The sequence below is a fragment of the Hyphomonas sp. UBA4494 genome (genome assembly GCF_002388935.1).
Taxonomy (GTDB): domain Bacteria; phylum Pseudomonadota; class Alphaproteobacteria; order Caulobacterales; family Hyphomonadaceae; genus Hyphomonas.
Map to the genome: position 1 here is coordinate 34,561 of NZ_DGNK01000020.1, position 21,039 is coordinate 55,599.

The window sequence follows — 21,039 nt, forward strand, 5'->3', positions numbered from 1 at the left end:
ACTAAGACTTGGCGCGAGCGTTCAGACTTTCGATCAGTTCCGGCGTGATGGTTCCTGTCACGTTGAGAGACTGAGCGGTTTGATAGTCGCGAATGGCGGTCGCTGTATCCGGCCCAAGGGCTCCATCGGCGGAGCCAATGTTGTAGCCAAGTACGGTCAGGGCCTGCTGTGTCGCGCGTACTTGAGCCGCATTCCCGATGTTCCATGATTGCGCGCCGAACCGGCCATTGGCTGCTGCGTTGGCGCGGGAGGCGGTCCAGTCTTCAGACTGTACACGGGCATGGTTCACCGCTTCTGGTGAGACGCGCTTGGAAATTTCCATGACTTTTGCCGGTGCGCCTGCGTCGCCATTCTTGGCAGCGACCATGAACCAGTAAAGGGCTTCGGTCAGATTTGGGCTGATGCCGAGGCCTTGCTCGTACAGTACGCCGAGATTGTATTGGCTATCGACAATGCCGAACTCCGCGCCTTTTCGAAACCATCCAACGGCACCGGCATAGGTTTGCTCGCCGCCCTCGCCCTCAGCCATGAAGACGGCAAGGTCATGCATTGCTTTCACGTTGCCACCGTTTGCAGCCCGTTCCGTCCATTCCCGGGCCAGTGTCAGATCCTTCGGTACACCCGTACCTTTTTCGTGCAATTTTGAAAGCGTGTACTGAGCAATTGGCAAGCCCTTCTCTGCGGCCTGCCGCATCAGGACTGCGCCGCCTTTCAAGTTGCCATCGGCAAGCTGCTGTTGCGCTAGTTGGAATTGCGCGATGCCGTTCCCGGATGCTGCGGCATTTGCCAGCGTGTCGACTTTCGGGATCGGCGGGTAGCTCGTGGTCGGCTCAATACGCGCGGTCGCGATCATTGGCGTTGGTTCAATCAGTTCAGCCATCGGGTCGGATGGCTCTTCAGATGGTGCAACCTCGCCGCTCTTGTCTGCGGCCGCAGTCTCCAAGTCAGTTGGCGGCGCGACATCATCTTCGAACAGAAGGGCATCATCGGATGACTCGGCGGCTTCTGCGGGTGGCAATTCTGTTTCAATTAGACTCGCAGCCGCCCCATCGACGGGCGCGGCCAGTTCGATTACCGAAGTCGGGGCCTGCTTACCGCGCAGATAAAGGTACCCGCCCACAGTGGCGCCCGTGATGATAACGGCTGAGGCCGCAGCATAGAGTGGGAGCTTTCCGTTTCCGAAGCGCAAGCCTTTGTCAGCCTGATCACTTGGAGGTGCAAGCGATGGGGAAGAATCCTTGCGACCCGACGACGCCGCAATCGCAGCGCGGCGAGCCATGTCGATATAGTTCGCAGCCGGCGAGGCGGCCTCAGGCTCGTCTTCTAGCGCCTCTGTAAACTCAGGGTCGGCGAATGTTTCTCCGGCCGGATCGACTTCCGTGTCGAATTCATCGTCTTCGAAAATATCCGATTCACGTGGCTCGGCAGAATTGTCCCCGTAGTCCTCAAGCTCGGCAAGTGCATCAAATCCGACTGGGGAAGGAGCTTCATCAGCATCGGCGAATGCGTCGTAGAAATCGTCTTCTGCATTGTCCGGATCTGCGTCAACTTCGAATTCGTCCTCGACGAGATCGTAGTCTTCTTCATAAGCATTTGACTTGGCGTTCGTCCCAGCTTCTATCTCGACTTCTTCGACTTCCTCTGTTTCGGTCCAGTCTGTGAGGAATGCGTCGCTGGTATCGTCATCTGCAATGTCCTCGGGCAGGCCGGGCTCAAACACTGCATCATATTCATCCGAGAGAAGATCAGACGATGCGTCTTCCTCTTCCTGGAATTCTTCGAGCAGGCGATCAGTCTCGTTCAGCGCATTCATGGTTGCCAAATCAGTTGGCTCGACTGCACCGGACTTGGAAGGCGCAGCGGTGTCTTCGAGCATTTTCAATCGCGTCGCGAGCGACGCCATCGCCTTCTGGATTGGCGAGAGGGATGCGCTGGTCTGGGTTTGCGCCTGCTCGAGTTTATCGGTGACACTTGATATCGCTTCGGAGAGCTTCAGATCTGCGCGCTTGCGGTTCTCATCAATCTCGGTAGCGAGGGTCTGCAGGGCCTTGTCCTGGCGCGCTTGCAGGCGGTTGGCGACGGTCGCAACCTGATCCCCAATCTGGGAAATTGCCTCGGCGCTACGCTGCTCACTTGCATTGACCCGCTTGTCGAGGTTTGCGCCAAATTCTTCCATCCGTGTGCCGACCAGGTCACCAATCCGTCCGATCTCGGACGAGACCTTGTTCATGTCCTGAGTCTGACGATCTTCGCCTGCGACCAGTTTTTCGCGAACTTCGTTCAGACCGGTCTGAAGTTCGGCAACGGCTTCCTCACTGGCGCCCGAGGCCGCACGAGATATTTCTTCGGCCAGTTCTGCGCGGGCCGTGTCGACGGTACTGCGGACAGTCGTCATGATTTCGTCGAAGCGCGATTCAAACTCTGCCCGAAGGCGGTCCGCCAAATCAGGCTCGACCGTTTTCGACAGGGTCTCGATCTTGGCGTCAAGATTGTTGAATGTGGACTCAAGGCTGAGCAGGGCCGCATCCGTGGTGGTTTCTGCTCGGTTCAACCGGTCCTGTGTTTGAGCCAGTGTGGTTTCGACAGTCGCCAGGGATTTCGTAATCTTCGTCTCGACACTTTCCAGACGCGCATCGCTCTTGTCGACCTCAGACAGACGCAAGTTCACATGCGTTTCCAGATTGGATAGACGATCGGCAAGCTCGCGGGCTGTGCCCTCGGCGCGCAACTCTGCTTGGTCCACGGCGCGCTCGACGCGAGAGGCCGCATCGGACAGGGTCTGTTCGACCTTCACTTCCATGTTTTCAACGCGGTCGGTCAGCTCGGTGAAGCCTGTCTCGACCCGGCCCTGAATGGCTTGGGCCTCATTCTGAGCCAGTTCGCTTTCTTCGAAGACATGGCTGGCAAGTTTGCCTAGCGCCTGTTCGAGTGATTTCAGCGCTTCGAGATTTTCGCGGGTCGTGTCGTCGGCTTCAAGCTTCTGCACTTTTGCCTGCAAAGCGGAATGTGTGTCCTTCAGTTCTTCGATCAGGCTATCCACATGGCCCGCTACGGCAGCAGAATTTTGCTCGGCCTCTTCCAGGCGAGCCACCAGGCCGAGGATCGTGTGGTCCATACCCGTTATGGCAAGTGTGGAGCGCGCTTCTGTTGCCTCAATGCGGCGCGTCAACGTGTCGAGCGTGTCGTTCGCCGCGTTTGCCGTTGGTCGGCGATTCTGGAAAGGATACGCAACTTCGTTTGGCCGGGGGGCATCGACCGACATAAGTAGCCGGTTCAGATATTCCCCCAAGGTGATGCCTTCAGCATGCGCTGCCTCGCGAGCGGCGTCGCGCGCGCGCTGGTCAATTCCTTTGACGCTCCAGGGCCCCGTCTGGCTCATCCCCACTCTCCTAAGCACTCATTTTGCCCGCGATTGTTAATGCTTCGGGCAAAATCATTCAGATTCAGCATCGGTGATGACAGGAGCCGGATTAAGGGCAGGTTAAAGGTAAAGAAAACCTCCAAATCCGGTAACTCTACCAAGGGAATCTGCGGGGAAACGAAGAATGCCAAAAAAGTTTACGTTGACGTTCGCGTAAGCCTTGATCTAGATTTGCGGAATGATGAACAACAAGCTCTCCAAGATTTCCGCTGCGGATTCCCGCACCTACACAATTTCCGAGCTTGCTCGCGAGTTTGGCGTTACGCCGCGGGCGCTGCGTTTCTACGAGGACAAGGACATGCTCCATCCCGCTCGGGATGGCATGACCCGGGTCTATTCCAATCGGGATCGCGCGCGGCTCACCATCATCGTGAGGCTAAAGCGTCTCGGCCTGCCGCTTGCCGATATCCGTGAAATCCTAGACCTTTACGTGCTCGATGACGGACAGCGCGCTCAGATGCGAATGTCGCTCGACAAGTTCCGCAAGCAAGTGAAGGAGCTGGAAATTCAGAGAGGCGACATCGACACCGCCCTGACGGAGTTGCGCAAGGGGATCTCATGGCTGGAAACGCAAATTGCGAATACCGGCCCGTCTGATGAGAACAAGCGACAGCTTGCGGCATATGACGAAATTGCCCGCAGGCAGCTCGACGAAGTCTGATCTGCATCGACCAAATTGTGCCCCACCCAGCAGATGCTACGGTGGGGCAAATTAATTTGTACAAGCGCGCCGCAGATATCTGCGATTTTCGTGCTTTATTGACAGGAAATACAAAATGCCACGTTACGACGCGCCGATCCGCGACATGCAATTCATCCTGCAGGACCTGTTGCAGATCCAGAACTATTCAAACCTGCCGGGTTTCGAAGAGGCCACGCCGGACCTGGTGAATGCCATCCTCGAGGAAGGAGGCAAATTCGCCAAGGAAGTCCTGTTTCCGCTCAACGCTGTGGGCGACCAGCAAGGGTGTGTGCGCGGCGATGACGCCAGTGTAAAAACCCCGGATGGCTTTCCAGAAGCTTATAAACAACTCGTTGAAAACGGTTGGCCTTTGTTGTCGGCCGATCCGTCCATGGGCGGTCAGGGGCTTCCGCACGTTGTAAACATTGCTTGGACTGAAATGGTATCATCGTCGAACATGGCGTTCGGGATGTATCCGGGGCTGACGCACGGTGCCTATCAGGCGCTGATGGCGGGTGGCTCCGATGAACTCAAGGCCAAGTACGGGCCGAAGATGGCGTCCGCCGAATGGGCCGGTACGATGAACCTCACCGAGCCGCATTGCGGCACCGATCTGGGCCTGATGAAAACAAAAGCCGTGCCGCAGGGCGATGGCTCCTACAAGATCACAGGCCAGAAGATCTGGATTTCCGGCGGCGAGCAGGATCTGACGGAGAACATCATCCACCTCGTGCTCGCCCGCATCGAAGGCGCGCCAGAAGGCATCAAAGGCGTTTCCCTGTTCGTTGTACCGAAATACATGGTGGGCGAAGATGGCTCGCTGGGCGAGCGCAATGCCTGTTCCTGCGGTGGCCTCGAAGAAAAAATGGGCATTCACGGGAATGCGACCTGCGTCATGAATTATGACGGCGCGACAGGTTTTCTTGTTGGCGAAGAGCATAAAGGCATGCGCACCATGTTCGTCATGATGAATGAGGCGCGCCTCGGCGTGGGCCTGCAGGGTCTGTCCCAAGCCGTCGTCGCCTATCAGAATGCAGTCGATTTTGCGAAGGACCGTCTTCAGGGGCGTTCCCTGACCGGGCCAAAGGCACCTGAAAAGCCTGCCGATCCGATCATCGTTCATCCGGACGTGCGCCGCATGTTGATGGACCAGAAGGCATTCCTCGAAGGCGCGCGCGCGCTTACTTACTGGACGGCCTTCCAGGGTGACCTTCAGCACAAATCTCCAGATGAAAAAGTGCGGGAAAAGGCGGGCGACTATATGGCCCTTCTGACGCCGGTCATCAAAGCATACCTGACCCATATGGGCTTTGAGAAAGCCAATCAGGCGCTGCAACTTCACGGCGGCTCTGGCTTTACGCGTGAATGGGGTCTGGAGCAGATCGTCCGCGATTGCCGTATCACTCTTATTTACGAAGGCACCAATGGCGTACAGGCGCTCGACCTCGTTGGCCGCAAGCTGGCGTCCAATGGTGGCCGGGCTGTCTTCAGCTTCTTTGGTGAAGTTGACGAATTCATCAACTCAGCCGATGGCGATGCCGATATGGCCCCGTTTATCGAGGGCCTGACGACACTGAAGGCCCAGTTGCAAGAGGCCACAACCTGGCTGATGCAAAATGGCATGACCGATTTCAACAATGCGGGCGCGTCCAGCCACGATTACCTGCACCTGTTTGGCCTCACAGGCTTGGCATTCATGTGGGCGAAAATGGCCAAGATCGCGCTGGAGAAGAAGGCGGCGGGCGATCCCTTCTATGAAGAGAAGCTCACAACCGGCTATTATTTTTTGGACCGGATGGTGCCGGATGGTGCTGCACACTTGGCCAAGGTGAAGACCGGCGCGAAGTCGATGATGGCGTTGTCAGCGGAAGCGTTCTAGAGCGCCAGTTCGATTTTGATGGCGCGTGGCCCAAATAAGTGGGTTTCACGCGCTATCACACAAAAAAATTATGCGATTCCGCTCGTTCTGACGTTGGGAGAGGGCTGGGAATTCCTCGGAGCGACGCTTACATGTTTACGTGAACGTAAGCGGCAAGCAAATGCCGCCCATAGCGGAGGAAGACGAATGCAGGCCAGCCCACTAGATGTCCCGAAGGCCAATTGGCGCCAGGACGAAGAGCTCGAGATTTTCTCTGACGCTGTTGGCCAGTTCTTCGAAAAGGAATGCGTGCCGCATGTGCCCCAGTGGCGCAAGAACGGTATTGTTCCGATGGAAATCTGGAAAAAGGCTGGCGAAATGGGCCTGCTCGGCGCATCCGTGCCCGAAGAATATGGCGGCGCGGGTGGTGATTTCCGTCATGAAGCCATCATCATCGAACAACAGCAGTGGAAGGGTGTCGACGGATTCGGCATAACCCTGCACAATGCGATTATTGCACCCTATATCGTCGCCTATGGCACCGAAGAACAAAAGCGGCGTTGGCTGCCCGGCATTTGTTCGGGCGAACTCGTAACCGCCATTGCGATGACGGAGCCCGGTGCAGGCTCTGACCTGCAGGGCATGAAAACGACCGCCAAGCGCGATGGCGACGAATATGTCATCAACGGCTCGAAGACCTTCATCTCGAATGGCCAGACCGCAAACCTGATCCTCGTTTGCGTGAAGACGGACCCGACCCAGGGCGCCAAGGGCATTTCGATTGCCGTTGTCGAGACAGACAAGCTGGAAGGCTTCCGCCGCGGCCGGAACCTTGAAAAGGTTGGCCAGCATGCTGCGGATACATCGGAGCTGTTCTTCGATGAAGTGCGTGTGCCAGCTTCCAACCTTCTTGGCGAAGTCGAGGGCAAGGGCTTCATCCAGCTGATGCAGAAACTGCCGCAGGAGCGCCACATAATCGGCCTTCAGGGCGTCGGCATGATTGAGCGTGCAATTCACGAGACCGTCGAATATGTGAAGGGCCGCAAGGCGTTCGGCGGTACGATTTTCGATTTCCAAAATACGCAGTTCAAACTGGCGGAATGCAAGACCGAAGCGACCGTCGCCAAAGTGTTTGCCGATCATTGTACGGAGCGCCTGCTCAAGGAAGAGCTCGATGCCTCGACCGCATCAATGTCGAAATACTGGATCTCTGACTTGCAGTGCAAGATCATTGATGAGTGCCTGCAGTTGCATGGCGGGTTCGGCTATATGGACGAATATCCCATCGCTCAGATGTATGCAGACGCACGCGTTCAGCGTATCTATGGCGGCGCCAACGAAGTCATGAAAATGCTAATCGCGAGGACGCTCTAGTTTCCAATGCCTGACAGTCATCTCATTCGTGATGTCTTCCCTACGCCGAGCCCGTCCTCGACATCGCTTGGCTTTGCACTCTTGGCGCTCGACATGAAAGCGCTGACAACCCGGGTGCGCTTTGAAGGCCGCCCGGAGTTCTGCAATCCGGCAGGCGTTATCCAGGGCGGCTATCTTGTCGCCATGATGGATGATACGATTGGCATGCTCGCCGGAATGAAGGCGGGCAAGACGAAGCTGCCTTCGACGGTTGATTTGCACACCCATTTTCTACGCCCAGTCCGGAAGGGCGTCATCGAAGTTACAGCGCGTCTGAGAAATGTCGGCCGTGCCATGTTGTTCGCGGAAGCCGAACTGTTTGATTCCCGCGGCAAGGAAGCTGCCCGTTCCACCGCGAGCCTGACCCTCAATCCGGTATTGAAACCGGTAACCTGATTTTACGTTTAGAAGGAGCCTCTCCAATGACTGAAGCCTATATCTACGACGCGGTGCGCACGCCCCGCGGTAAAGGCAAGAAAAGCGGATCACTGCATGAGATCACTGCGCTGAGCCTTGCGACCCAGGTTTTGCAAGCCATCCGTGACCGGAACGAACTCGATACATCGAATGTCGATGACGTGGTTCTTGGTTGTGTCAGCCCGGTTGGCGAGCAGGGCGCAGATATTGCGCGCGTTGCTGTACTGAACGCCGACTACGCCGAAACCACTGCAGGCGTTCAGGTTGATCGCTTCTGCGCCTCCGGCCTCGAGGCCTGTAACATGGCCGCGTCCAAAGTCATGACCGGCGAGGCAGATATGGCCATCGGCGGCGGTGTTGAAAGCATGAGCCGCGTGCCAATGGGCGCGTCCGGTGGTGCGTGGTCGTCTGATCCGCAAGTTGCCTTGAAAACATATTTTGCGCCACAGGGCATCGGCGCTGACACGATCGCCACCAAGTATGGTTTCTCGCGTGATGACGTTGATGCGTTTGCCGTCGAAAGCCAGAAGCGTGCAGCAGCTGCCTGGAAAGAGGGCCGTTTTGCCAAGTCCATTGTTCCGGTAAAAGATCAGATGGGCGGCATCCAGCTGGCACATGACGAGCACATGCGCCCGGACGCTGACATGCAGTCGCTCGCCGCACTGAACCCGTCTTTCGCTGGCATGGGCGCGATGGGCTTCGATGAAGTCATCAAGCAGCGCTATCCGGAACTGGAAGCGATCAATCATGTGCACCATGCCGGTAACTCGTCCGGTATCGTGGATGGTGCTTCAGCGGTCCTGTTCGGCTCGAAGGAAATGGGCGAGAAGTTCGGCCTCAAGCCGCGCGCACGCATCCGCGCGATGGCGTCCATCGGTTCCGAGCCGGGCATCATGCTGACCGGCCCGACCTATGTGTCCCAGAAGGTCCTTAAGAAGGCCGGCATGGAAGCCAGTGACATCGACCTGTACGAACTGAATGAAGCCTTCGCATCGGTCGTCCTGCTGATGATGCAGAACCTCAACATCCCGCATGAAAAGATGAACGTGAATGGCGGCGCCATCGCTATGGGCCACCCGCTCGGCGCGACCGGCGGCATGATCCTTGGCACGATGGTCGACGAATTGGAGCGCTCCGGCAAGGAAACCGCCCTTGTCACCCTCTGCGTCGGCGCCGGCATGGGCACCGCCACGATCATCGAACGCGTTTAATCAAGATACAGACGAACGGAATACACGATATGGAACTCGAAACATTCGGTTGGGACGTCGATGGTGACGGCATTGCGCACGCAGTCTTTGATGTGCCAGGCCGCAGCATGAACACGCTGACGGCAAAAGCTGTCGCTGATATCATCGCAATCTCCAAGGAAGTCGCGTCCAATGACGCCATCAAGGGCCTGGTGATCTCGTCGGGCAAGCCGAGCGGCTTTTGCGCCGGGGCGGATCTTGGTGAAATGAACCAGAGCGCTGGCGCCGGAAAGTCGTCTGCGGACATGTCCGAAGCAGAGCTGAAAAAGGCGCAATTCGATCGCGGCTTTTCGCTCAACAAGACGCTGCGCGAACTGGAAACCTGCGGCAAGCCGGTGGCCGTTGCGCTGAATGGCCTCGCCCTCGGCGGCGGTCTCGAAGTGGCGCTGGCCTGTCATTATCGCGTTGCGGCGAATGACAATCCGAAGCTGCAATTCGGCCTGCCGGAAGCCAAGATCGGCCTCCTGCCAGGCGCTGGCGGCACCCAGCGCCTGCCACGCCTGATCGGCGTTCAGGCCGCTCTGCCACTGATCCTGCAAGGTGAAAGCTTCAATGCCGAGAAGGCGCTCGCCATGGGTGTCGTTCAGGAACTCGCCCCATCGTCCGAAACGGTCGACAAGGCGAAGGCCTGGGTCAAGGCCAATCCGAAGGCGCAGGCACCTTGGGACGAAAAGGGCTTCAAGGTTCCGGGCGGCGTCGTGCATCGTAGCCCCGGTGCGGGCCAGGTCGCGACCATGTCCAATGCCATGCTGATGGCCAAGACCTATGGCAACTATCCGGCCCAGAAGAACATCCTGTCCTGCATCTATGAAGGCATTCAGGTGCCGATCGATGCAGGTCTCCGGATCGAGACCCGCTACTTCATCAACACCCAGCAGCGCCCGGAAGCGAAAGCCATGATCCGGTCCCTGTTCCTGTCGATGCAGGAACTGTCCAAGGGCGGCAACCGCCCGGCCGGTCATCCGAAGACCGAATTCAAGAAGATCGCTGTCGTCGGTGCGGGCCTGATGGGCGCGGGCATTGCCTATGTGCAGGCCAAGGCTGGTATCCCGACTGTTCTCGTCGATGTCTCGAAAGAGAATGCCGAGAAGGGTAAGGACTATTCCCGCCGTCTCGTCGAAAAGGCCGTCTCGCGTGGCAAGTCCACACAGGAGAAGGGTGACGCACTGCTCGACCTGATCACGACGACCGACAATTATGATGATGTCAAAGGCGCTGACCTGGTCATCGAGGCCGTGTTCGAGAATGTCGAACTGAAAGCCAAGATCACCAAGATGGCTGAAGCTGTTCTCGACAAGGATGCTGTCTTCGGATCAAACACATCCACATTGCCGATTACAGGCTTGGCTGAAGCATCGGAGCGCCCTGAGAACTTTATCGGCATCCACTTCTTCTCGCCGGTCGAGCGCATGGGGCTTGTCGAAATCATCAGCGGTGAAAAGACCAGCGAAGCGACCCTCGCCAAGGCGGTCGATTATGTGCTCGCCATCCGCAAGACGCCGATTGCCGTCAATGATAGTCGCGGCTTCTATACCTCCCGTTGCTTCGGCACTTATACACGCGAGGGCATGGAAATGCTGGCAGAAGGCATCAAGCCAGCGATCATCGAGAATGTCGGCCGACAGTCCGGCATGCCGATGGGCCCGCTGGAAGTTTCCGATTCGGTTGGCCTCGACACAGCCCTGAAAGTGACGCGGGCAACCGCTGAGGCAGCTGGTATCGATCTGCAGACGGATGACCGGACGCAGTTCCTCGCCTGGCTCGTCGAGGACCAGGAGCGTGTGGGCCGCAAGGCTGGCAAGGGCTTCTACGACTACAACGAAAAGGGCAAGCCGGAACGCCTCTGGCCAGACCTGAACACGCAGCTGGAAGTGAAGGTGGACGAATGCCCACCAGACCTAAAGAAAGAGCTGACCAACCGCTTCCTGATCCGTCAGGCTGTGGAAGTTGCCCGTTGCTTTGAAGAGGGTGTTATCACCGATGCGCGCGATGCCGACATTGGCTCCATCCTCGCCTGGGGCTTTGCACCGTATACGGGCGGTTGCTGTTCCTATATCGACCTGATGTGGGGCATCAAGGAATTCGTCGCCGAGGCCGATAAGCTCGCCGACAAGTATGGTGACCGGTTCCGTCCGGGCGACCTGCTCCGCGACATGGCATCCAAGGGCGAAGGCTTCTACGACCGCTTTCCGCCAGCCGGTAAAGCCGAGAAAGCTGCGGCGTAAATACTCGAATGTGAATATTTTTTCGCTTTAATCGAACATTTGGAGGCCGGTCGTGATTATTTCAAGACCGGCCTTTTTTTGTTGTTGACCCTAGCAACCAATGCGGGAAATGTGGTTCTGTGATCAACTTGGGTCACGGGGAAATTTGGGGAGAATTCTATGCTGAAGTATGTAGCGGTTGTTGTGGCCGCTCTAACGTTGGGCGCTTGCGAAACAACGTCCAGCCGTCCGTATACGCCGTCGACTGCGAACATCATGGCGTTTCAATCCGCATTTGAGGACGATGAGCAAAAGGTCCAGTTGGCGGCGTTTACTACCGCAGAGGGCGTTGAAGGCGATATGACTTGCCGAGCGCTCGGCGCTTTGGAAGTAGCTCCTGGAAAAGCGCCGGTTGCCTTTATTGAGGGCGCGATGCGAGACGAACTCTTTGCCGCCGGAGTTTACGATCAGTCCAACGGAACAACAATCGATGGTGAAATCACGCAGTTGGATTTCAACTCATTTGGGACTGGGTCCTGGAAGATTGGGCTCAAGCTTTCGTCTGAAGCTGCGCCCGATGGCTATGAAGTATCTACGGACTATAGCTTCAAAACGAGCTACTCGGCGCTCAAAGCTTGCCAGAACGTGATTGATGCTTTTACGCCAGCCGTGCAAGAGCTGATAGGTAAGGCAGTAGCTGACCCCCAGTTCGCAGGGTTGGTCGCGGAATAGAGTTCCGGTTCGTCTACTTTGTATGAGCTTGAAACGTAGAGGGCCGGAGCATCGTTGCTCCGGCCCTTTTGTGTTTTCGCCAGCCATACTAGCCGTCTTACCGCTTGGCGCGGGACCACCAGCCGGCGCGTTTTGGCTCGGCCTTCTTGGAGGGCTTTGCGGCAGGCTCAGGAGTGGGGTCTGGCGCAGCCTGTTCGACCATGGCGGGCGCCACTTCAGGCTTAGGCTCCGGGGCTGGCGTTTCTGCAACAGGCTCTGGCTCTGAAGCAGGCTTGGATGCTGGAGTGGGTTCAGCTTCAACAGGATCGTTGGTCTCTGGTGCATCGCCGGTGTCGGCTGCCACAGGGGCTTCCTTCTTCTTGCTGCGGGATCGGCGGGGACGCTTCGTCTTCGCCGGCTTTTCCTCACTGTCACCAGAAGTCTCTTCCGTCTTCGGTTCGTCCGGAGCAGTTTCAGCTTCTGCCGCTACCGGCTCCTCTACTTTGGCCTCGGACGGCGGAACATCGTCCAGCATTTCCGGAGCGCTCGCAGCGAGGCCGTCCAGATAGGCGCCGCCATCTGTTGGCGCTCCATCGGCTGCCTCGTTGCGGGTGTCTGAAGACCGGCGCCGCCGACGACCTCCGCGACGGCCTCGGCGGCGGCGCTTGCGAGGGGCGCCATCCTCTGAATCGTCGTCACTGTCTGACGCGGCCTCGGCGGTGTCATCGCCGTCATCCTCGGCGTCCTCGCCGTCGAGCCGGGATTCATCGTCTTGCGACTCAGCTGCCTCTTGTTTGCGGCCACGACCGCCTCGGCGCCGACGGCGCTTGCGGCGGGTGCCTGTGGATTCGTCATCTTGATCAGCAAAGGCTTCGGACGTGTCGTCTTCGCTCTCGTCATCTTCATCCTCGTCATCACTGACGATTTGCTTGCTCGGCTTGGCGAGCGAGCGTGGTGGCTTGCGCTTCTTCGGCTTTCCGTTCGGGTCGCGCTCTGCATCGATCACGAAATCGCCTGGCAGCATGTCTTCTGACGAGTGAATCGAGACAGCAAAGCCGGCCACCTGTTCGACTTCGACCAGCGCTTCGCGCTTGTTGTTTAGCAGGTAGAGCGCGACATCGGTCGGAGCCTTCACGGAAATGGCTTTCAGGCCGCCCATGGAGGCGCGGGCCTCGATGGCCCGGATCAGCTGAAGTGCCGCCGACGGGATAGAGCGGCGACGGCCAGTGCCGTTACACGCTTCGCACGGATCGGAGGTTGCCTGCAGCACGCCCTGACGGCGACGCTGGCGTGAGATTTCCATCAGGCCGAACTGCGAGATGCGACCATGCTGGACGCGGGCCCGGTCCACCTTGAGGTGATCCTTCAGCTTTTTCTCGACGGCGCGATTGTTCTTGTTCTCGTCCATGTCGATGAAATCGATCACGATGAGACCAGCCAGGTCGCGCAGGCGCATCTGGCGGCAGGCTTCCTCAGCTGCCTCGAGGTTCGTCCGCACAGCCGTCTGCTCAATGTTGCGCTCACGTGTCGACTTGCCGGAGTTCACATCGATCGCAACCAGGGCTTCGGTCTGGTTGATGACGAGATAGCCGCCGGATTTCAGTTGGACGGTGGGGGAGTAGATGGAATCGAGCTGCTGCTCGACCGCTTCGGCCACGAAAAGCGGGTCTTCCTCTTTCCATTGCTGAACCTTCTTGGACTGGCTCGGCATGATGAGCTTGGCGAGATCCTTCGCTTCGCGATAGGCCTCTTCACCATGAACAAGGACCTCCTCGATATCCTTGTCGAACATGTCGCGCATTGCCCGGTGGACGAGACCGCCCTCGGCATTGATCAGCATTGGAGCTTCTGATGTCAGTGTCTTCTCGACAATGTTTTCCCAAAGCTTGGAAAGGTATTCATAGTCACGCTTGATCTCGGCCTTGGTGCGCTTGGCGCCTGCGGTCCGCACGATCAGGCCCATGCCGTCCGGCACATCCAACTCGGAGACGATGGATTTCAAGCGCTTGCGGTCCGCGCCATTGACGATTTTGCGGGAAATGCCACCGCCGCGCGGCGTGTTCGGCATCAGGACAGAGTAGCGGCCAGCGAGGGAGAGATAGGTGGTCAGGGCGGCGCCCTTGTTCCCACGTTCTTCCTTCACGACCTGGACCAGCATCACCTGGCGGCGGCGGATGACTTCCTGGATCTTGTAGCGCTTGGAGATCGAGGCGCGGCTTGATTTCTTCCGGCGGGGTGCGGCGTCAGCCTTGGCTTCACCGCTTTCATTATCGGTGGAGTCTTCCGACTCGTCAGAGTCATCGTCGCTTGCATCGTTGTCGACGTCGTCTTCATCGTCGATGTCGACTGCATCGCCATCTTCATCATCGTCGTCTTCGATCTGGGCAGCGGCCTCTTCGGCTGCTTCCTTCAGCAGGGCTTCGCGGTCTTCCGCGGGCAGCTGGTAATAGTCGGGGTGGATTTCGCTGAAAGCCAGGAAACCGTGGCGATTGCCGCCATACTCAACGAATGCCGCCTGAAGCGACGGCTCTACACGCGTTACTTTTGCGAGGTAGATGTTTCCGCGGAGTTGTTCGTTGCCAGTTGTTTCAAAGTCAAAGTCGTCGACCTGACCATTGTTGACGATCGCAACACGGGTCTCTTCCGTGTGCGAGGCGTCGATTAGCATGAGTTTGCTCATGTAAAGGAACCTTATGAGCCGGCGCAGCAGCTTTGGATGCGTCAACGCACCTCAAGCCAGCCGCAGGGCCGGTCTGTAAATTTAGGGGGAGGATACGGTCACGCCGACCCGACTGCCCCATGGGCAGTACAGGAAAATCGGTTTTGACTACTGCACCCGCGTACATCTTCTCTGCTTTCCGGAGCGCGGCGCCCGCTTGCCTTTTCGGTGAAGCCGGGATCGCTGTCGCGACGTTGGGAAACTTGCTTGGTAGGCCTGATTGGCGGCTACCGGATGATACTGCCCAATTTTGACCGTCAAGAAAAGACCAAAAAGGGCGCTGAGGCTGTGTAATACGTAACCTGTGGTCAATGCTGGGTTAATAATCGGTCTGGTAGGGAAAACCTTCGAATCTGGAATACATGCGATCCTGATGACTATTTTACGCTTTGTTTGCCTTGTGATGGCCTGTCTGGGTGCGGGTTTTGCCGCATCCGCCGATGTCAGCCGGGTGCAGGTTGTTGGCAATGGAGAGCCGACTCGAATCACCGTGTGGGCAGATTCCGAGCAGGAAGGTCGCGCCTTCCTTGCCGAATCGGGAAACGCTCGCAGCCTCGTGCTGCCAGTTGATGGGCCAGTGACCCCTGCTGTGGGTGATGGGGGTGGTGGTGTTGCCACCTGGGCGCTCTCCGAGGGAACGCTCAGCTTTGCGCTTGAGCGCCCGTTGATGGTCGCGCGGACCTTGTCCCTGCCACCTGCGGGCAACGAGCCATCCTACCGGGTAATCGTTGACCTTCAGACCGTGTCGGCCGCGCGCTTCAGCAGCGTGGCGAAGAAAGATATGCGCAAGCTTGCCTCCTATCAGGCCAAAAAGCGCAAGGAAGAACTCGCAATTGAACTCGCATCAATGAGACCTGATGCTCCGTTGCCAGCGTCCCAGCGCGTCGCAAACCAATCCTACACGGTTGTTATCGATGCGGGGCATGGTGGTAAGGACCCGGGTGCCATGGCTATTACAGGCGGTGTGGAAAAGGACATCACCTTGCGGGCGGCACTCGCACTCAAGAATATCCTTCAGGCGGACCCCCGCTATACGGTGCGGCTGACACGCGACACGGATGTCTATGTCGACCATGAGGTGCGCGTCAGCATGGCGCGCGATTGGGGCGCTGACCTGTTCATTTCCTTACATGCGGACGCTGCGGCGAGTCGCGAAGTTGCCGGCGCATCCGTCTATACGATCAGCGCGAGTGGTGAGCGCCGGATCGACAAGGAAGCCAATCGCAACAATTGGCGCATTCCGCTCGAGGACGGCGCCCCGCAACGTGTCAGTGGCATCCTCGAAGATCTCGTAAAGCGCGAAACCAAGACGCACTCGTCTGAATTTGCGGAAATGCTTCTGCCGGAACTGGAGAAGTCCGGCCCTGTGCTGCGCAATACACACCGCGAGGCAGGCTTCTATGTTTTGCTGGCGCCGGATGTTCCGGCGGTGCTTCTGGAAATGGGCTTCGTGACGAACCGGGCCGACGCAAAGCGCCTGCAGTCCGACCGCGACCTGCGCAATGCCATGTCGGCGGTCAAGCGCGGCATCGACCGCTTTTTTGACAAGCAGGACATTCTGTTGGCGGGACAGGGCTAGAGCGGGGGAAATCCCTTGCAGCGGCGCACCGTTACTGAGAAGTTGCCTCCTATGATATTGTTGCGTTTTCTTGTGGCGTCGTCGCTTCTGGCGCTGTCAGCGTCGTGTTCAAGTGGTGGATTGAGCCATTTGGATTCTTCGCTCGTCCACAATGGTCGTCCGACTGAGGCCGAGGCGTACAGCGATTTTCTGATCGCGCGCTTTGCGGCGATGACCAATGATCCCCAAAAGGCGGCCGAGCATTACGCTCTGGCGATTGATTCTGCACCGGAGAAATCTGGTATTGCTGATCGCGCCTTGTTTGCGTCGCTTCTGTCTGGCGATTATCGCGAAGGCGTGCGGGTGGCGAAGCGGGCAAACACCCTCGGCAGCGAGGCCGCTCTCGTTAGATTGACCCTGGCTGTGGAAGCTCTTCGGGTCGGTCGGGAAGATGACGCGAAGCAAATGCTGGAGCAGTCTCGTTTCGGGCCGTTCAACCGCATGATTGCGCGCGGACTGTCGGCTTGGCGCGTAGTTGATACACAAGGGACGGATGCAGCCGTCCGGTATCTCGAAGATGGCCTGTCTGGCGATCCACGGCTGGACAGCGCAACGCTCTACATGATGGGGCTGATCGAGATGTCGGCCGGTAATGATGATGCCGCGCTGTCGGTTTTTGACACGCTGTGGGATTCGAGCGCCCGCCTTGCCGTTGGTGTGGAAGCACACGCCCAGTTGTTGGCCTCCCGTGGCCAACGTGACAGGGCGTTGGAAATTCTGAATACGTTTGACGAACAAGTTGGCCATAACGCCTCTATTGCGCGCCTGAGCCAGGCGATTGCATCGGGCGACAAGATCAAGGTTCGGAGGCTGACCCCGGATGAGGGGGCCGCGCTTGCCATCTATGTTCCGGCGGCCGCTTTGATGAGCCAGACAAGCGATGATGTCTCAGCCGTATACTTCGTGCTGGCGCTGGCACTTGATCCGGAGCTTCACGTTGCGCGATCCCTCTGGGCACAATCTCTCTCGAATGCGGAACGCTGGGACGAAGCCATTGGCGTGCTGGCGCGTGTGCCTGAAACGTCAGCTTTCTATGCTACTTCGCGGGGGCAGATCGCCTGGGCCCTGCAGCGCAGTGGACGCAGTCAGTCTGCCCTCGCCGTTGCCGCCGAGGCCCTGGACCATTCTCCGGACAGGGGCTTGCAGATCCAGATTGCAGACCTCTATCGCGCTGTTGGGAGACAGGAACAGGCAGAGGCCTTGCTGACAGAGATCATCCGCGATGATGCAAGCCACAAGCGTGAGGACTGGCGATTGTTCTATGCGCGCGGTGTATCACGTGGAGAGCTCGGCGACTGGCCCGAAGGTGAGCGCGACTTGCTGAAGGCTTTGGCTCTGCAGCCGGACGACGCATCACTGCTGAATTATGTCGGCTATTCCTATGTTGATCGGGGTGAGCACCTCGACTTCGCCATGGATATGATCCGACGGGCTGCGGAGATGGAGCCAAATGAAGGCTACATCATCGACAGCCTTGGCTGGGCGCACTACCGGCTGGGGGATTACGAGACTGCTACGCAGCATCTGGAACGCGCAGTCGAGCTTGAGCCTGGCGATCCTGTTCTGAACGATCATTTGGGTGACGCCTATTGGCAGACCGGCCGCAAGCTTGAGGCGCGATTCCAGTGGCGGCGTTCGTTGACACTCGATCCTGCGGATGGCGAGCGCGACCGAATTGAGGCCAAGCTGGTCGCCGGTCCGAACGTGCCATTGGTCAAACAGGCTGAAACTGGTGCAGGCGCGCAACTTCCCAAGCCTGTTCGTCCCTAGTCGCTGTGGCAGTCTGACATGCCGACATCTCTCGCGCCCGCCAAGGTAAACCTGTTCCTGCATGTCGGAACCGTACAAAAAAACGGCCGTCATCCGCTCGATTCGCTCGTCATGTTCGCAGGGCCGGAAGCGGCCGACCGGGTATCTGCTGAGTCCGCAGATACTCTGACCCTCAGTGTCGCGGGGCCACGATCCAGCGGCCTGGAAGTCGGTGGTGACAATCTCGTCCTGAGCGCAGCGCAAGCTCTGTGCGTGGCCGAGGGCAGATCGCACGGTGCTGCGCTGACGCTTGACAAGCATCTTCCCGTGGCAGCGGGAATTGGCGGCGGTTCGGCGGATGCCGGCGCGACGTTGCGCGTTCTTCAGAAATTGTGGTCATTGGAGCGCGATCTTGTCCGACAGGTCGCGGTGCCGCTGGGCGGCGATGTGCCTGTTGCGCTGGAAGGGCGGACGGCGTTGATGCAGGGCGAAGGCGAACAAGTTCGCCCGCAAAAGAACCTCCCTCGATTGCCAGCTGTTCTGGTGAATCCAGCGGTCGATTGCCCGACCGGGCCGGTTTTCCGGGCCTTTGACGCAGAAGGGGGCATAAGTGCTTTCAGCGCCCTCGAAGCCGTGCCTGAAATGCGTTCGCCGGAAGAGTTGATCGCATGGCTGGCGCACCAACGTAACGATCTTCAATCCCCAGCGGTGCGCCTTGTACCAGCTATCGGGGAGGTGCTTGACGTCCTCAATGTGGTGCCGGGAAGTCGTCTCGTAAGAATGAGTGGATCGGGCGCAACCTGTTTCGCGCTGTTTGCAACCGATGACGACGCACAGTCTGCGGCAAGGGATCTTGAGCGCGCCCATCCCAAGTGGTGGATTCGTGCCACAAGCTTGGGGGACGCGCGATGACGATTTTCTACCTCGTTGCCGGAGCGGCGTTGATTTCTTTCGTCCTGTGCACCCTGGCGCGTCATTTGCCGCTGCTCGATGCTCCGGATGGTGGCCGTAAACAGCAGGCAGCGCCTGTGCCTCGCACGGGCGGGATCGGTATCTTCGGCGCGATCCTGATTACACTGGGTGCGTTCGCGGTCATGGCGGAACCCTCGTCATTGGCTCAGATGCCCATGGGCAGGATTTTGTTTGCAGTTGCGCTAGCCGTCACGCCCTGGGCAATCGGCTTCCTCGATGACTGGCTCGGCCTGTCAGCCTTGTTGAAGCTCGCGCTGCTGTGCGGTTGGGCTGTCATTGCGGCCATACCATTCTTCATGTCGGGCGGGGCAGGTGGATGGCTCCTTGGTATTGCGGTCATTGTCTGGCTGATCGTGATTACGAATGCGGTCAATTTCATGGACGGCGCCAACGGCCTGGCGCTGGGATCGATTGCGATCATGCATGTGGCTTTGTTCCCGCTCTTTGCCGTGCTGATGCTGTGCTTTGGTAGCTGTGTACCCGACCCGATCGGGGAATTTGCCGTAATCGCCCAGTTCGCCATGTTCGGAGCTGTGCTCGGCTTTCTTGTGTGGAACTTGCGAGGGGGGCTGTATGCCGGAGACTGTGGATCTCTAGGCGCCGGGGGACTGTTTGGCTTGATGGCCGTCTACCACCTTGGCGACGGCATGGACGGCGTTCGCGCCGCGCTTCTGGCGCTCACGCTTGCCCTGCCGTTTCTGATTGACGTCTTGCTGACGCTAGCGTGGCGCACATTCAAGGGGCGCAATCTTCTTCAGGCGCACACCGATCACGCCTATCAGCGGCTGATTGCCCGCGGTTGGGGCCACCTCAGTGTCGCGACCTTCTGGTGGAGTATGACACTGATTTGCGCGGTGATGGGTGTGGTCACCATGTTTGGCGCAGCAGAGTCCACTGACCAGGCCGATGATTTCCCGGTTCTGCAATTGACGGCACTGGTTGCCCTTGCCGCTATCGGATCAGTCTTTTGGTGGCTCGAACGCTCGCGGACTCAGTAGGCCCGGCTTACGCAGAAATCGGCCAGATCTTCGAGTGCGCTGCGATAGGGGGACTCTTCGAGCGTTCTCAGCGCGCCCTTGGCCAGCGCAGCATAGGCCTCGGCCTCCTGAACGGTGGCGTCTGCAGCCCCAGTGGCCCGGATCAGATGAACAGCGTGAGCCAGATCGGCGTCCTGCTGCGTTTCGGAATTCATGGCTCGGTCCCAGAACAGACGGTCTTCATCTGAGCCGCGTCGCTTCGCGACGATGACGGGCAGTGTAATTTTGCATTCGCGGAAGTCATCGCCAACTGATTTGCCAATTACCGACGTGGTGCCACCATAGTCCAGCACGTCATCGATGATCTGGAAGGCGAGACCAAGATTCTTGCCGTATGTGGCAAGCGCATGAGCGTGATCATCACTACCGACCGACATGGCGCCGGTCTCGGCAGCGGCCTCGAACAGCGCGCCGGTCTTCGCTTCAATAATTGCCAGATAGTCTTCGGTTGGCAGATCCCGGGCCTGCATCGCGGCCAACTGGCGAACTTCGCCTTCGGCAATCACCGTGGATGCTGTGGCGAGCCGGTTCAGGATTTCGAGACTGTTGGTTTCAACCAGCAGGTTGAACGCGCGCGCAAACAGGAAGTCCCCCACCAGGATGGAGGCCTTGTTGCCCCAAATTGCCTTGGCAGCAGGTTTCCCGCGTCGCAGATCGCTTTCGTCCACCACGTCATCGTGCAACAGCGTGGCGGTGTGGATGAACTCCACGGCCGCTGCAAGAGCATGTGTTGCCTTGTTCGGCGTGCCCACGGCATGTGCAGAAATGAGGGTTATCAATGGTCGCAGGCGCTTGCCGCCCGCCGACACAATGTAACCGGACAGATCCGGAATGACCGATATCGGGCTTGCTGCGCGGGTCGCCAGCAAGGTCTCGACCTCACCGAGGTCCTTGGCCACGAGCGTTTGCATCCGATCCACAATGGAACCGACTGCCTCTTTGCCTCTTGGTTTTGGCGCAAGGGTCACGTTTTCACTGGCTCCCATCA

The 21,039-nt window shown here is 58.4% G+C and carries 14 protein-coding genes; 11 read left to right on the forward strand and 3 right to left on the reverse strand.

What is annotated here, in order from left to right; translation table 11 throughout:
• Position 1 precedes the first annotated feature (1 nt).
• The gene (locus B2P82_RS08000) at positions 2 to 3,379 is read right to left on the reverse strand and encodes a peptidoglycan-binding protein (protein WP_290496306.1); all 3,378 of its coding nucleotides are present in this window, start codon (positions 3,377 to 3,379) and stop codon (positions 2 to 4) included.
• A gap of 220 nt (positions 3,380 to 3,599) precedes the next feature.
• On the opposite strand from B2P82_RS08000, the gene B2P82_RS08005 reads away from it, so the two are divergent.
• From B2P82_RS08005 to B2P82_RS08035, 7 genes are all read left to right on the forward strand, one after another.
• Positions 3,600 to 4,082, forward strand: coding sequence for a MerR family transcriptional regulator (locus B2P82_RS08005; protein WP_233347663.1), 483 nt, complete (start codon positions 3,600 to 3,602; stop codon positions 4,080 to 4,082).
• A 115-nt stretch (positions 4,083 to 4,197) separates the two neighbouring features.
• Positions 4,198 to 5,982: an acyl-CoA dehydrogenase C-terminal domain-containing protein gene (locus B2P82_RS08010; RefSeq protein ID WP_290496308.1), complete on the forward strand. Its 1,785-nt coding sequence runs from the start codon at positions 4,198 to 4,200 to the stop codon at positions 5,980 to 5,982.
• Between the two features lie 186 nt (positions 5,983 to 6,168).
• A complete protein-coding gene (locus tag B2P82_RS08015) occupies positions 6,169 to 7,335 on the forward strand; it encodes an acyl-CoA dehydrogenase family protein (protein WP_290496310.1) in 1,167 nt (388 codons plus the stop codon).
• 6 nt (positions 7,336 to 7,341) lie between these two features.
• Positions 7,342 to 7,770 carry a PaaI family thioesterase gene (locus tag B2P82_RS08020; protein ID WP_290496311.1) on the forward strand — a complete coding sequence of 143 codons (429 nt, stop codon included), beginning with the start codon at positions 7,342 to 7,344 and terminating at the stop codon, positions 7,768 to 7,770.
• A gap of 26 nt (positions 7,771 to 7,796) precedes the next feature.
• Entirely contained in the window at positions 7,797 to 9,002 is a 1,206-nt protein-coding gene (locus B2P82_RS08025; protein ID WP_290496312.1) for an acetyl-CoA C-acetyltransferase, read from the forward strand.
• A gap of 29 nt (positions 9,003 to 9,031) precedes the next feature.
• Positions 9,032 to 11,266: a 3-hydroxyacyl-CoA dehydrogenase NAD-binding domain-containing protein gene (locus B2P82_RS08030; protein WP_290496315.1), complete on the forward strand. Its 2,235-nt coding sequence runs from the start codon at positions 9,032 to 9,034 to the stop codon at positions 11,264 to 11,266.
• Between the two features lie 159 nt (positions 11,267 to 11,425).
• Positions 11,426 to 11,977 carry a hypothetical protein gene (locus B2P82_RS08035; protein WP_290496316.1) on the forward strand — a complete coding sequence of 184 codons (552 nt, stop codon included), beginning with the start codon at positions 11,426 to 11,428 and terminating at the stop codon, positions 11,975 to 11,977.
• Between the two features lie 97 nt (positions 11,978 to 12,074).
• On the opposite strand, the gene B2P82_RS08040 is transcribed toward B2P82_RS08035, so the two are convergent.
• On the reverse strand, positions 12,075 to 14,636 hold the full coding sequence (locus B2P82_RS08040; protein WP_290496317.1) for an Rne/Rng family ribonuclease: 2,562 nt from the start codon (positions 14,634 to 14,636) through the stop codon (positions 12,075 to 12,077).
• A gap of 412 nt (positions 14,637 to 15,048) precedes the next feature.
• Between B2P82_RS08040 and B2P82_RS08045 the strand changes: the two genes are divergently transcribed.
• The 4 genes from B2P82_RS08045 (at position 15,049) to B2P82_RS08060 (ending at position 20,012) form a co-directional block, all read left to right on the forward strand.
• Positions 15,049 to 16,254, forward strand: a complete 1,206-nt coding sequence (locus B2P82_RS08045; RefSeq protein ID WP_290496319.1) for an N-acetylmuramoyl-L-alanine amidase family protein — start codon at positions 15,049 to 15,051, stop codon at positions 16,252 to 16,254.
• Between the two features lie 129 nt (positions 16,255 to 16,383).
• A complete protein-coding gene (locus B2P82_RS08050; RefSeq protein ID WP_290496321.1) occupies positions 16,384 to 18,063 on the forward strand; it encodes a tetratricopeptide repeat protein in 1,680 nt (559 codons plus the stop codon).
• An 18-nt stretch (positions 18,064 to 18,081) separates the two neighbouring features.
• Positions 18,082 to 18,954 (forward strand): 4-(cytidine 5'-diphospho)-2-C-methyl-D-erythritol kinase, encoded by an 873-nt coding sequence (locus B2P82_RS08055; protein WP_290496322.1) that lies wholly within the window; start codon positions 18,082 to 18,084, stop codon positions 18,952 to 18,954.
• The gene (locus B2P82_RS08060) at positions 18,951 to 20,012 is read left to right on the forward strand and encodes a glycosyltransferase family 4 protein (RefSeq protein ID WP_290496324.1); all 1,062 of its coding nucleotides are present in this window, start codon (positions 18,951 to 18,953) and stop codon (positions 20,010 to 20,012) included. Before B2P82_RS08055 ends, B2P82_RS08060 begins: the two co-directional genes overlap by 4 nt.
• On the opposite strand, the gene B2P82_RS08065 is transcribed toward B2P82_RS08060, so the two are convergent.
• A complete protein-coding gene (locus B2P82_RS08065) occupies positions 20,006 to 21,037 on the reverse strand; it encodes a polyprenyl synthetase family protein (protein ID WP_034814020.1) in 1,032 nt (343 codons plus the stop codon). The two genes, B2P82_RS08060 and B2P82_RS08065, sit on opposite strands and share 7 nt — an antisense overlap.
• Between the last annotated feature and the right edge of the window lie 2 nt (positions 21,038 to 21,039).